General features: G+C 59.8%; 13 protein-coding genes and 1 tRNA gene. 8 read left to right on the top strand and 6 right to left on the bottom strand.

Annotated elements, in window-relative coordinates:
• Positions 1–257 precede the first annotated feature (257 nt).
• Both AO692_RS20030 and AO692_RS20025 read left to right on the top strand, forming a co-directional pair.
• A complete protein-coding gene (locus AO692_RS20030) occupies positions 258–1,757 on the top strand; it encodes a HAMP domain-containing sensor histidine kinase (RefSeq protein WP_054311811.1) in 1,500 nt (499 codons plus the stop codon).
• A gap of 146 nt (positions 1,758–1,903) precedes the next feature.
• Positions 1,904–1,980, top strand: a tRNA-Arg gene (locus tag AO692_RS20025).
• 534 nt (positions 1,981–2,514) lie between these two features.
• On the opposite strand, the gene AO692_RS33170 is transcribed toward AO692_RS20025, so the two are convergent.
• The 4 genes from AO692_RS33170 to AO692_RS20010 all read right to left on the bottom strand — a co-directional run bounded on the left by AO692_RS33170 (position 2,515) and on the right by AO692_RS20010 (position 3,894).
• Complete coding sequence (locus AO692_RS33170; protein WP_161808095.1) at positions 2,515–2,679, bottom strand: hypothetical protein; 165 nt, start codon at positions 2,677–2,679, stop codon at positions 2,515–2,517.
• A 90-nt stretch (positions 2,680–2,769) separates the two neighbouring features.
• Complete coding sequence (locus AO692_RS20015) at positions 2,770–3,075, bottom strand: hypothetical protein (RefSeq protein WP_054311809.1); 306 nt, start codon at positions 3,073–3,075, stop codon at positions 2,770–2,772.
• Positions 3,076–3,077: 2 nt separating this feature from the next.
• The gene (locus AO692_RS33725; RefSeq protein WP_244483425.1) at positions 3,078–3,305 is read right to left on the bottom strand and encodes a hypothetical protein; all 228 of its coding nucleotides are present in this window, start codon (positions 3,303–3,305) and stop codon (positions 3,078–3,080) included.
• A gap of 31 nt (positions 3,306–3,336) precedes the next feature.
• On the bottom strand, positions 3,337–3,894 hold the full coding sequence (locus AO692_RS20010) for a hypothetical protein (RefSeq protein ID WP_244483424.1): 558 nt from the start codon (positions 3,892–3,894) through the stop codon (positions 3,337–3,339).
• 215 nt (positions 3,895–4,109) lie between these two features.
• On the opposite strand from AO692_RS20010, the gene AO692_RS20005 reads away from it, so the two are divergent.
• The gene (locus AO692_RS20005) at positions 4,110–5,213 is read left to right on the top strand and encodes an acyltransferase (protein ID WP_054311808.1); all 1,104 of its coding nucleotides are present in this window, start codon (positions 4,110–4,112) and stop codon (positions 5,211–5,213) included.
• 166 nt (positions 5,214–5,379) lie between these two features.
• Here AO692_RS20005 and AO692_RS20000 read toward each other — a convergent pair whose 3' ends face one another.
• Entirely contained in the window at positions 5,380–5,847 is a 468-nt protein-coding gene (locus AO692_RS20000; RefSeq protein ID WP_054311807.1) for a hypothetical protein, read from the bottom strand.
• 90 nt (positions 5,848–5,937) lie between these two features.
• On the opposite strand from AO692_RS20000, the gene AO692_RS19995 reads away from it, so the two are divergent.
• The 5 genes from AO692_RS19995 to AO692_RS19975 all read left to right on the top strand — a co-directional run bounded on the left by AO692_RS19995 (position 5,938) and on the right by AO692_RS19975 (position 10,925).
• Positions 5,938–6,597 (top strand): GntR family transcriptional regulator, encoded by a 660-nt coding sequence (locus AO692_RS19995; RefSeq protein ID WP_054311806.1) that lies wholly within the window; start codon positions 5,938–5,940, stop codon positions 6,595–6,597.
• 23 nt (positions 6,598–6,620) lie between these two features.
• A complete protein-coding gene (locus AO692_RS19990) occupies positions 6,621–8,156 on the top strand; it encodes an ABC transporter substrate-binding protein (protein WP_082407458.1) in 1,536 nt (511 codons plus the stop codon).
• Positions 8,157–8,211: 55 nt separating this feature from the next.
• On the top strand, positions 8,212–9,246 hold the full coding sequence (locus AO692_RS19985; RefSeq protein WP_082407457.1) for a succinylglutamate desuccinylase/aspartoacylase family protein: 1,035 nt from the start codon (positions 8,212–8,214) through the stop codon (positions 9,244–9,246).
• Positions 9,243–10,262, top strand: a complete 1,020-nt coding sequence (locus AO692_RS19980; protein WP_054311803.1) for a beta-eliminating lyase-related protein — start codon at positions 9,243–9,245, stop codon at positions 10,260–10,262. The genes AO692_RS19985 and AO692_RS19980 overlap by 4 nt, the downstream gene beginning before the upstream one ends.
• Positions 10,263–10,520: 258 nt before the next feature.
• Positions 10,521–10,925, top strand: a complete 405-nt coding sequence (locus tag AO692_RS19975; protein WP_054311802.1) for a VOC family protein — start codon at positions 10,521–10,523, stop codon at positions 10,923–10,925.
• 99 nt (positions 10,926–11,024) lie between these two features.
• On the opposite strand, the gene AO692_RS19970 is transcribed toward AO692_RS19975, so the two are convergent.
• Positions 11,025–12,482: an aldo/keto reductase gene (locus tag AO692_RS19970; protein ID WP_054311959.1), complete on the bottom strand. Its 1,458-nt coding sequence runs from the start codon at positions 12,480–12,482 to the stop codon at positions 11,025–11,027.
• Between the last annotated feature and the right edge of the window lie 6 nt (positions 12,483–12,488).

The following is a 12,488-nucleotide window of genomic DNA, read 5'->3' as shown; positions in this document are numbered from 1 at the left end:
TAAATACCGCGGCGTGCGGCCCTTCTTGTGTCTGTCACTCTGTAACAGGAGCTTGTTGGCTGGGCCCTGTTTGGCGCGACCGAAACCGCGCCGGGTTCTGGGGCCCGAGCGTGAGCGGGGCTTATAGGTAGAAGGGTTTTGGAAGTCAATCCGACTCGGCGGCAAAGATTCGCTCGCGTTGGCCCATCTCGTCATATGGCTGGAAATTCCGTCACAATTGCCTAGTTTGCATGGCAAGGCATGGCGGCACTGGGTGTATGAGCGTCGAACCTTCCACGATTGAAAGTACGGAAGCCGCCAGGCCCGCGGCTGGCGCCCTGGCTCGGGTTGTGCCGCTGGCACGCGGCCTGTCGGCCAAACTCATTCTGCTCACCATCGTCTTCGTGCTGCTTGCCGAAGTGCTGATTTTCCTGCCCTCGATTGCCGACTACAGAATGCGCTGGCTGCGCGAGCGCCTCAATACGGCGGCCGCGGTATCGGTGGTTCTGATTGAAGGCGACCCGGGAGCCCTTTCCCGCACAGCCCAGGACGATCTTCTGATGGCGCTGGGCGCGAAGGCAATCGCGGTCCGCGACGGCGATGCCTCGCGCCTGCTTGCCGTCGCGGCCATGCCCCCCAAGGTGGACGAGCATGTCGATATGGCCAACACCGGCATGTTCGCTCAGCTTTCAGGCGCGCTCGAGACATTGTTCTCGGGAGGAGATCGCACGCTTCGTATCTTCGGGTCTGTCGGGGAGCAGGGTCGCGAATTCGAGCTGATCATGCCGGATTACCGGCTGCGCGCGGCCATGCTGTCCTTTTCACGCAACATCGCTCTGATCGGACTGCTGATCTCGGTCTTTTCCGCGATGCTCGTCTATGTCGCGGTCGACCGGATCATGATCCGTCCGGTGCGGACGATGACGCGCTCGATGCTGGCTTTCTCGGAGGCACCTGACGATCCGACCCGTATTGTTTGTCCGGCTACCCGCGCAGATGAAATCGGCGTTGCCGAGCGTGAGCTGGCGCAGATGCAGACGCGTCTGCAAAAGATGCTCGCCGAACAGCGGCATCTCGCGGATCTCGGTCTTGCCGTATCGAAGATCAACCATGACATGCGCAACATATTGGCGTCGGCGCAGCTCTTGTCGGATCGCCTGCTGCAGGTGAAGGATGCCAGCGTTCAGGCCTTCGCTCCCAAATTGCTGAAGGCCCTGGACCGCGCCGTTTCCTACACCGAAGGTGTGCTGGCCTATGGCCGCGCCCAGGAGGCGCCACCAGCCCGCCGCATGCTGCGTCTGCGCCAACTGGTCGATGAGGTGCATGGCCTGCTCGACATGGGGGACGGGATCGAGTTCGAAAACGGCGTCGATGCCGGGTTCGAGGTGGATGCCGATTCGGAACAGCTGTTTCGTGTGTTGACCAACCTGTCGCGCAATGCCGTGCAGGCGATGGCGGCCGACACCGAAGGCTCCGTCGTGCGGCAGCTTGCCATTTCAGCCGAGCGCATGGGCGGAGTGAGCCAGATATTGGTCATCGACACCGGCCCGGGCTTGCCCCCGAAGGCACGGGAGAATCTTTTCCTGGCCTTTCGCGGCGCGGCGCGCAGCGGCGGCACCGGCCTTGGCCTGGCAATCGCGCATGAACTGGTTCGTGCTCACGGCGGCAAGCTCGAACTTCTCGAAAGCATTGGTGGCCGCACCGTGTTTTCGGTCAGCATCCCCGACCAGCCCGTCAGTCTTGACCGCGCGCGCCGCGGTCTCAGGCGGTCAGCCTGATGGAGCCTTCCGGCCACCTTTCACAATGACGGCAAAACTTTTGCATCGATCGGCTTGCTTTTCGGAATTTGAGTCGTTAGGGAACACCTCGCATCGCGGCTGGCCCCGAAAGCTGGCCCCGATCGGTATCAGGCAAAGCCTGTTGCGCGCCCGTAGCTCAGCTGGATAGAGCACCAGACTACGAATCTGGGGGTCAGGAGTTCGAATCTCTTCGGGCGCGCCATCTTTTCCCAAGTGAATTCAAGCGCTTACGCGAAGCCGTCTTCCGCTATGAGCAACTTTCATGTTGCGTTGTGTTGCGCGCGGTTTCCCTTGATTTGCAAGGCTTCTTCCAAGCCCCCGCCAGTCCACGCGACATAGAACGCGACATGAGACGCCCCTTTGGGCATTGCCATCATGGCAACACCTTTCCCCATCCTTGGGGAAAAGTGCCCCAAACGCAGAAAAGCGCCCCGCCAGGCCGAAGCCGAGCGGGGCGCATCATTGTTCTGTGGAATTTTGATCCGGTTACGGTGGCTGGCGGCGTTTCTCCTCGACGATTGACTGGAGGGTGGCCGTCAGAGCCGCGACGGTATTGGACAATCCGACAATCGAATCCTGCACCCTATCCAGGCGATTGAGCGTCGCGGTCTGAAATCTTTCGTTGACGGTGGCGGCCTCGGATTGCTTCGTCTCGACCGTGGTCAGGCGCTCCGAAAGCCTGGTGGAGAGATCAGAGGCCGTCTGAGCGGACTTCTGCGAGGTCTCGATCTTGTCCTCAAACTTGCTGAGCTTTTCGTCCCTGCCAGCCGGCATAGAGCCAGAAGATGAAGCCCAAGGTTGGCAGAGCAAGGGTCATCGACAGCCGCGCAATGGCGGTCATCCACATGTTGTTGACGATCTTCTCAGAGAGGTTCGCCATGTCGTCGCCTTCCTGTTTCAATGCCCTGTGCCCCTGTCTTGCTATTTCCAGCAGCCGGCGTTGCGGCCATGCTTGTTGTGCGAGGCGATGCCTTGCCCCGCGGTGATGTCGTTACCGGCGAGGTAGACCGCCGTTGCCGGTTTGACCGAGATCCACTCCCAGCCGCTGCAACTCGGCGGTGCATTCGTCTGGCAGGCCGCCAAGCTCGATGCACAGAGCAAGAGGATCGAGAGCTTCAACAGCAGCGTTTTCATTGGCGCGGTCCCTGAGTGCTTTGACAGTGGCTTCCAGCACGGCCGAGCGCTCATAGGCTCGACCGGACTGGTAGACCTCGTAGTAGGTCCATCCGATGAAGGCGGCCCCGATCAGGCCGCAGATGGCGTGGACGCCGATCTTGGAGTTGAGGAAGGCCAACATGGTCAGCCCTCCACAGCGCCGCGGATGTCTTGCGCGGCCCCGATGATCTGCCGGCGAAGCAAGATGACGATCACCAGCATGACAATGCCGGTGCCCCCGATTGCGATGATGGTCTGCCAGTTCGCGCCGAGCAGACCGGCAATACCAGCGCCGCCAGAACCGAAGATCGTAGTCAGCCGGCCCCACAGGTTGGTCTTCTTCTTGACCTCCTTGTCTACCTCCTTGGGCACGACAGGCGTTTCGACCGTGACTGGAACCTTCTCAACGACCTTCGGCTGGCTTTGGGCATGGCGCTTGCCGACCCTCTGCCAGCGCAGCCTTGACCATGGACACGGACACGCCGGCGTTCTGACCCTCGTAGTGCTCCTTGCCGTTCGGCTTGGGCAATGACGCCCATTCCATCGCTAAATTGCCGATGAGCGTGTCCAGCTTCAGCCGGCCGGCGAGCCACTTGTCGATGCCGCGCTGGCCAAGCAGATAGCAGGCCAGTCGATCCTGCATGTCTGCATCGAACTTCTCGCGGCCGGTAAGCCCGAGTTGCTGCCGCATGGTGCGGAGTGTCGTCCGGATGATCTGGTACCGGCCGAGCGCCGGTGACTTCAGCTTGTTCTTCCGGTTGGCCAACATCTTCGTCTGCAGCGCGTCGATCTGGTCGAGCGTCATGCTGACGAGATCCACGTCGCCACCGGTATAGGCGCCGTAGTTCAGCGTCTCGTTGTAGCTGTCGCCCTTGTCGGTGCCTTCTGACTTGCCGATTAGGTCGAGCATCGGGCGGTAGGCAGCATAGCGGTCGCCCGCGCCCGCAGGTGCGTTCGTCATGGAATAGTCCTTTTCTTGGAGGATGCCCCGTTTGGGGGACGCGACTGGTGCGCCGCTACGCTTTAAGGCGTCGAGACGGAGGTGTGTCTTGCGCGAGTTGCTAATTCAGATCGGACCGATGTTCGCGGTCCTTGCGTTTCTGGCTGGGGCCTATAGGCGAAGATAGCTACATCATGCCTTCGCTGCGCGGATTGTCGTTTTAGAGATTGCCAGCTATGCCTGCCCTGAAGGTTCAGGGGTGGTTAGTGCAGCACGAGATTGTCAGATACGATTTGGCGCGGGGCGTTGCTGCCCTCATCGTGTTCGCGGCTCATCTTAGCCAAGCTTTCCTCTATCCCCTGGTTCCGCCGAATTCTTGGCTGGAATTCATCGGCGGAATCGCGGCTCGAGGCGCGGTGCTCGCATTTTTCGTGCTATCCGGCTTACTGGTCACCGGTAGCATTATTGCCAACATCAGGCGTAACGGGGCATTCGACCCTGCCGACTACTTGATCAGTCGCGCAGCGCGCATCTACCCGCCATTTCTCTTCGCGTTTGTCGTCATGGTCGGACTGGCGGCCTTTGTGCACTTCTTTGGGTTTCCGGGCGGCGCAGGGCCACTTGGGCAGTTGCGCCCCGATGGATTGGTTTACGCGCCGCAAGAGCTTTGGAAGTCCCTGCTCCTCCATAGCGGCTTAACTGCGATGAACGGTCCTCTCTGGACGCTCTATATCGAGGTCAAGCTTTACCTGTTGGCGATGGGTGTTGCTCTTGTCTTTTTCGGCAAATCGGCCATGAGCCGCATCGTCGGAGGATGTGTTTGTGCCTTCGTCGCGCTTTTCTGGGCAAAGGTCGACATCGGCTTCTGGTTCTTCGCCTCTATGTGGGCCTTTGGCGCATCCATCAATCTCCGCTCCACAGCTCTGATGGCTGTCTCCGGCGCCATCCTGCTTCTGGCGGGCGTGTTCGTCTTCGCGCCGTTCAACCCGGGCAACAGTTTCGATGCGACAAGGTTCGCTGTCGGAATACAAGCGCTCTTCTGCTTGGTGTTTGCAGTCGGCTACCTGCTGCCAAAATATGCTGAACGACGCTGGCCCCGCCCTCTTATGGCGAGCGCCGGCTACTCCTATACGCTTTATGTCTTGCACTTCCCGTTGATCGAACTCGGGCTGTCGTTGTCGATTGCCGCCGGCCTTACGTCTAGGCGCGGAGCCGTCTTAAGCCTTTTCATGACTGCGATCGTCGCCCTCGGCATCGCCATGGCCACTGCGCCATGGCTTGAGAATTCCAAACGTTTCAAAGAAATTTTATCTCGACGGCTACTAACGAGACATGCCTGAACCTATCTGTTACTACTGGTTGAAGGGGGCTTCAAATGATGTGGTACATTCGATCTGGGTTAGCGGTGATTGGTCTTGTTGCGTGCTATGCACTGGCTCAGGCCGATCCGGCATGTAAGCCCGGCGAAAAGCTCTATATCGCGAACAGCATCCTGTAGGGCGGCTGCTAGATCGCTGCCATAGTGTTCTTCCACAGCGTTGCCGCTGTGTCCGACCCCGTGGCATCGAAATGGTTCGTGTCGTAGCGGTTGCCGAGCGGGATCGTATCGGTATCGGCCCCGGCATATAGGTGGGCGTTGTCGCCGATGGCTTGCGTGATACCGGTTCGCACCGCAGTTCCGTTAGCGCCACCGGTTCCACCAGTTCCCCACGAACTCATCGCCATGAGAATCGGCGTGCTGGCAAAGCCGGCTTCCCTAATGCTTGAAACGATCGAGTTAAGGTTTGCACGCACCTCGGCTGTGGGCCTCGCTTGCGCCTGATCCGCGCCACCGAGGCTCTGAAGGATGAAATCGGCTGACAGGCCAATCGACGCCAGCCGCTTGAACGCGAGTTTGAACCTGTAGTTGAACGTGCCGCCGACAGCCCAATCGACGGTATTTGTTCCGCCGTAGCCAATCGGCAGGATGATCACACGGTCATATGTCCCAGCATTGAGTTGTAGGTGATGTTGTATTGACAATTGTTAACAATTAGCAATACGAATAAGGCAGGAGATTGACCAGTGGCACTCGAAAAGCTCAGCCTTGTGGATCGTGCGACGCAGCAACTGCGCCAGATGATTGTTGGAGCGGATCTTTCGCCGGGCCAGCGTCTGACCGAGCAGGAGTTGTCGGATGAAATGCAGGTTGCTCGCGGCACGGTCCGCGCGGCATTGGCTGCATTGGTCGCTGAAAACCTGGTGGTGCGGCGTCCCTATGCCGGCTGGACCGTGCAGTCGGTCAACAACGAGTTGCTGCGCGAGCACTATCAAGTCCGAGGTGCTTTTGAAGAACTCTCGGCACGCCTTGTGGCCGTGTCGTTGAATGAAAGCATACGTAAGACCCTGGAGGCCGCCTACGATCAGCTGATCGAGGCTGAACGGAACGGAGACGCCGAGTCTCGTCTGCAAGCGGATCTGGGTTTCCATGCAAGCATGATCCAGGCGAGCGAAAACAAGCTCTTGATACGGCAATATGAAAGCATCGCCGGTCAGACAGAGTGGCTATATCGCTGGTCGGAGAACAGCTGGCCAAGACGAATTAACCTGCTCGACTGGCATAAGCCCATCCTCGACGCGGTCCTCAGCGAGGACCCGGAAGCTGCGGCGGCGGCTGTCAGAGCCCATACGCAGCGCAGCCTGCATGACGATATGCAGGATCTGCAGAACAAACCCCCGCAGTAATTTTGCCATTTGAAGGAGGAAACATGGCTATCCTCACATCCTCGCTAACCAGACGTGGCTTTTTGGCCTCAACCGCTGCTGCGGGACTACTGCTTCCCTTCGGGACGGCCTGTGCCGCCACACCGCGCAAAGGTGGTGATTTTCGCCTCGCCATGGCTGGCGGCAGTTCCGACAACTCTCTCGACCCGAGAGCATTTACCCAACAAGTCCAAAGAGTGATTGGTGTCGCTGTCTGCAATCAGCTGGTGGAAATCCTTCCAGACGGAACGTTGACACCGGAGCTGGCCGAAAGCTGGCAAAGCAACGACGCAATCAATTGGATTCTCAAGATTCGCCAGGGCGTCACGTTCCACAACGGCAAGGCGCTCGATGCCGAAGATGTCGTCTACTCGATCAATCTTCACCGGGGCAAAACGACCTCCGGCGCAAAGTCCCTGTTTGATGCGATCTCCGAAATCAAGGCAAACGGCCCTCATGAAGTCGCCGTGACACTCGCAAGCCCGAACGCGGAGTTTATGCATACATTTGCCGATTACCACGCAATGATCGTGCCTGCGGGTTTCGAAGACTGGCAAAAACTCGTCGGGACGGGGGGCTACATTCTGGAGAGCTTCCAGCCGGGGATTCGCGCCACGTTGAATCGCAACGGCAACTATTGGAAAACCGATCGCGCTCACGTCGAACGGGTCACCCTGACGGTCATGAACGATTCCACCGCACGGCTGGCTGCTCTTCAGAGCGGGGCGGCGGATGTCATAAACCAGCTTGACCGCAAGGTCTTTCCTCTTGTCGAACGAAACCAGGCACTGAAAGTCGTGCGTTCCCCGGGGGCCGTGCATTGGACGTTCATCGGCGCCTTCAATGCTGAGCCGACAAAGAACAATGATGTCCGGCAGGCGTTGAAGTTCGGCTGCGATCGGCAGGCCATGCTGGATTTGATCATGCGCGGGCTCGGAACGCTCGGAAATGATCATCCGATCGCACCAAACAATCCCTATTATAACGGCGCGCTGGAACAGCGCGTGTTTGACCCCGATAAGGCAAGTTTCCACCTCAAGAAGGCCGGTCTCGAAAGGCTGACTCTCGATCTTTATACATCGGATGCCGCCTTGCCTGAGGCTGTCAGCCTGTCGGAGGTATATCAGAGCAAGGCGGGTACGGCGGGCATCGATCTCAAGGTGATCAGGCGTCCAGCAGACGGTTACTGGTCTGACACGTGGATGAAGAGGCCATTCACGGTTTCGAGCTGGCTTAACCGCCCGGTCGACCAGACCTTTTCGCTGATCTACGGCACCGACTCCGCCTGGAACGAAAGCTACTGGTCCAATGCTCGGTTTGACAAACTCCTGGCAGAAGGCAAAGCCACCCTCGATTTCGACAAGCGTAAGGAAATCTACGGTGAACTGCAGGCGATCCTGAATGACGAGGGGCCAAGCATCATCCCGATCTTCGCTGATTTCCTGGACGCCAGATCCGTCAAAGTTCAGGGATTTGAACCGAGCGGCGTGTCGGATCTGTCCGGAGATCGCATCATCGAACGCGTCTGGCTCGACGAATAACTAAAGCGTCTGATCACTGTCGAAGTGGCCATCAATCGCTTGCGGGAGGGTTCTCATGTCATTGGCTATGGCATGGACTGATGTGGATCTGGACGCACCAGGTCGACAGGTCGGGCTGATACGTGTCGAGCATTCCGTGCATCGCTCGGCCTATGGAACGATCCCCGTTCCGTTGGCTGTGTTCGCGAATGGCCTCGGGCCGACGCTTCTGCTGATGGCCGGTTCGCATGGCGACGAATATGAAGGCCAACTCGCCTTGGCACGTCTGATCCGAACCATCGACGTGGAGCGGATCAATGGACGGATTCTGGTACTGCCGGCGGCAAATCAGCCGGCGGTCATTGAAGGGTCGCGCATCTCACCGCTCGACGGAGGAAACCTGAACCGGTCATTTGGGGATAGCCATATCGATACCCCGACCGGCAGGATTGCCGCGTTCATCACGCAGGAATTGATCGGGCGCTGCGACGCGGTTCTGGATTTGCATTCGGGGGGCAGCTCGCTGAACCATCTGCCATGCTCCTATGCCGATCTTGGAACCGACAAGGCGATGGCTCAAAAAACGTTCGCTGCCCTGGAAGCAATGAACGCCCCGCTTTCCTGGGCACAGTTCGGATGTCCGGCCGGCTCGGTTGCCGGGCGTGCCGTTGTTCGAAAGGGAGCCATGCATCTTTCAGGCGAGTTCGGCGGTGGTGGCCATCTCGGCGCCGACGCGCTCGAAGTTGCCGAACGCTGTGTCTACCGACTGCTCGACCATTTGGGTATCCTGAACATGGAAGACCGGTGGCGCACTGAAATCTCCACACGCTTCGTCTCTAACGTTCAGGACGATTTCGTCTACGCGCCAAGAGAGGGTGTCTTCGAGCCCTTGGCGAGATTGGGCGAAACCGTCGAGGTCGGGCAACTTGCCGGCTATCTGCACGCGCCGGAACGCCCGCTGGAGCCGCCCTTGGAGTTGCATTTCGCCAGCCGAGGGATCGTTTCTGTCATCCGTGCCATGGGTCGGAGCAGGAGTGGCGATTGCTTGTTTCAATTGCTGGGTGAGATCGAGCGCGGCGAAATCCTGAGGTCGATCGAGACCATGGCATGAATGATTTTCGTTCGGACAACACCTGTCCGGTCGCTCCAGCTATTCTCGAGGATCTTCAGAAAGTGCTGGCAGGCGGCCGGACCGCTTATGCTGAAGACGAGATTACTGCGAAGGTTCAGGACAAGCTCAGGGTGATTTTCGAATGCGACCTGGAGTTTTTCCCGATATTCACTGGAACGGCCGCCAACGCCTTGGCGATATCCCAGATCTCCGGCCGTTTCGGCGAGGTCATCTGCCATCGCAACTCCCATATTTTTGTCGATGAGTGCGGGGCTGTCGAATTTCATTCCTCCGCACGGCTTCGACCTGTCGCGGGTCAACAAGGCAAGCTGGCTCTGGAAGATCTTCCAGAGCTGCTGGACGATGGCGACGTGCACCGCGGCAAACCGACGGTGCTTTCCCTGAGCCAGAGCACCGAGACAGGGATCGCCTATCGTAGCGAGGAAATCGCGCTGCTGACTGGAAAGGCCAAGGATGCTGGCCTGCGAGTGCACATGGATGGAACTCGTTTCGCAAATGCCCTTGCATTCACAGGCGCTTCCCCTGCCGATCTGAGCTGGCGTTCCGGGGTCGACGTCTTGTGTCTTGGCGCCACAAAAGGCGGCGCAATCGGGGCTGAGGCGGTAATCTTTTTTTCGAAAGCGGATGCCTTGGAGTTCCGCAGGACGATGAAGCGCGCTGGTCATCTTGGGGCCCGCATGTGGTTCCTTTCTGCGCAGATCGATGCCTGGCTCGCCAACGATTTCTGGCTGCAATCGGCCGGTCATGCCAATGCGATGGCCGCTCTTCTCGGCAAGGCATTGCGCGACAGTGGCATGGAGCCACTCTATCCTGTGGAAGCGAATATGGTTTTCGTCGAGATGACCCGCGACCAAAGCGACGCCTTGAGAAACAGAGGGTTTTTGCATTATTTTATCAAGCAGCCGGACGGCCGAAATGCAGCTCGATTTGTGACCTCGCACGATACAGGCGGGAGTGAGATCGAGGCGCTTGCTCTGGCGATCGGGGCGATGTGAGCCACCGCGACAGACGCGCCCGTCTGAATCCCATCAACAGCATACCAGCGTACGCAGTTGAATCGGCAAGGGGGCAGGCTCGCGGCAGGCTGATCCGATGGCCGTATTGTCGGTTTCTTCCACGCAATAGATCAAAGGCCACGCGCAAGCGCCAGAAGCTGGAGAGGTTGGCAAGTGGGTTGATGAGGGAGCCTGCGACGCGTAACCCAGGGCATCGAAGGCGTTCAGGCAGAGCTTTATTCGCGGAGGGGAGAAACGATGGCTACACCGACAAAAAAGGGAACACTGCCGGTCAATGCGCAGGTCACCTTCCTCTATTACAAGGACCTTGCGGCCCCCGAGCATTTTTATGGGGAGCAGTTGGGTTTCGAGAAGACCTTCGACAAAGGCTGGGTCAAGTTCTTCCGCATCACCGACCATTCTTATGTCGGCCTCGTCGATGAAGCGAAGGGACATCACCAGGCTTCCGACGCCAAGGCGGTCATGGTGAGCATGGAAACGCCGGAGATCGAGGCCTGGTACGAGCGCATGAAAGGCAATGGCGCCGAGATCGTCGTGCATTTCGATCCGGCCAAGGCGGAAGAGCAGATGGTCTCCACCTTCCTGATGCGCGATCCCGGAGGCTACAGCGTCGAGTTCTTCCGCGTCAACAAGCGCGACTGAGTGCCTGTCTCAACGGCTGCACGGCTTTAATCGGGGTACGCGCAGCCTCTCGCCACTGGCGGGATCGGCTGACGTCGGCGGAAAAGTCGGGAACGGTGCTCAGTCTACCACCGCTTCCGCCTCGATCTCGACCTCGTAGTCGCCGATCAGGTCGCCCGCCGCGATCATGGTGTTGGCCGGCTTGATCTCGCCGAAGAAACGGCCATGTGCCCGCGATGCCGGCTCCCATTGCGAGGCATCGCGCAGATAGATGCGCGTGCGCACGACATCCTCGGCGCGCCCGCCAAGTGCCGCGATCGAAGCCAGGATCTTGTCGAGGACATAGGTGGTCTGTGCGCCGACGTCGCCGGGAGCGACGCAGCGGTCGGCGCCATGGGTGGCGGTCGTGCCCGAAACCCGGATCGTATCCTTCACCCGCACGGCGCGGCTGAAGCCGGCGATGGGTTCCCAGATGCTGCCGGACGACACGCGCGAGCGCTCCGGCCGCCCCGGGACAGGCTCGGCCACAAAGATCGAGGGCAGAGCGTCGAGATGATGGCTGAGGTCGCCCGAGGCAGTGAGATAGGGTGGACGGCGGTATTCGTCGCCGCAATCGCCCGGGATCGGCTGCGTGCCCGCAAAGGCCGCCTCGAGCCGGGCCTTGTCCTCTCCATCGAGCGCGAAGGAAAAGGCTTTCAGATTGTCGTCACGGTGTTCGCTTTCGCCGAGCCGCGCGCCGATGATGGCGACTGCGACCGACGGATGCTCCAGCACCCAGCGGGTCGCGACATTGGAGATCGAGACGGTGTGCTTGCGCGCGATTTCGCCAGCTGCGGCGAGCACGCCTTGGAACGCACCCCAGCCGCCGGCCGTGTCGATGAAGCGCTTGTATTTCGAGCGGCTCCAGTCGGGGATCGAGGTCGGTTCCGGCGCGCCAAGCCACTTGTCGGCGAGGAAACCACCGCACAGGGTTCCATAGGCGAACAGCCTGACGTTGCTGCGCGCGCAGACTTCGGAAAGTGCACCGGCGGCGCGGCGGTCGATCAGGGAAAAGGAGACCTGATTGGAGGCAAGCGGGATGCCGTCGGCGAGTGCCAGGGCCAAATGCGCGGCATCGAAATTGGTGACGCCGATCGCGCCGATCAGGCCTTCCTGCCTGAGCCGCGCCATTTCGTGCAGAGCATCCAGCCATGCCGGGTGCTCGAAGCTCCACCAGTGGAGCTGCAGCAGGTCGACCTTCTCGACGCCGAGCCGGTCAAGCCTTTCCTGGACACCCTTTCGCACGACCTCTGCCGTCATCGGGCCGGGTTCCGGGCACCATTTGGTGAAGGCCAGAGGGCGATTGCCGGCAGGGTAGCGAGTCAGCAGGTGACCCGTGATGATCTCCGCGCTGCCGTAATGGTCGGCCATGTCGAATGTGTCGAAGCCGGCCTTGGCATAGGCCTGCAGGGCATCGGCGCCGCGTTCGGCGTCGAGTGTTTCGCCACTTTTCTCCAGGTCCGCGACCTGCCATAGCCCGCACAGCAGCCGGCTGATGTCGAGCCCGGCTAGCGTCGTGCGCTCGGGAGTGGTTGGCATCATGGG

It is taken from the genome of Mesorhizobium sp. 1M-11 (assembly GCF_001303895.1).
Classification (GTDB): domain Bacteria; phylum Pseudomonadota; class Alphaproteobacteria; order Rhizobiales; family Rhizobiaceae; genus Mesorhizobium.
This window is presented reverse-complemented; position numbering and strand designations above follow the sequence as displayed.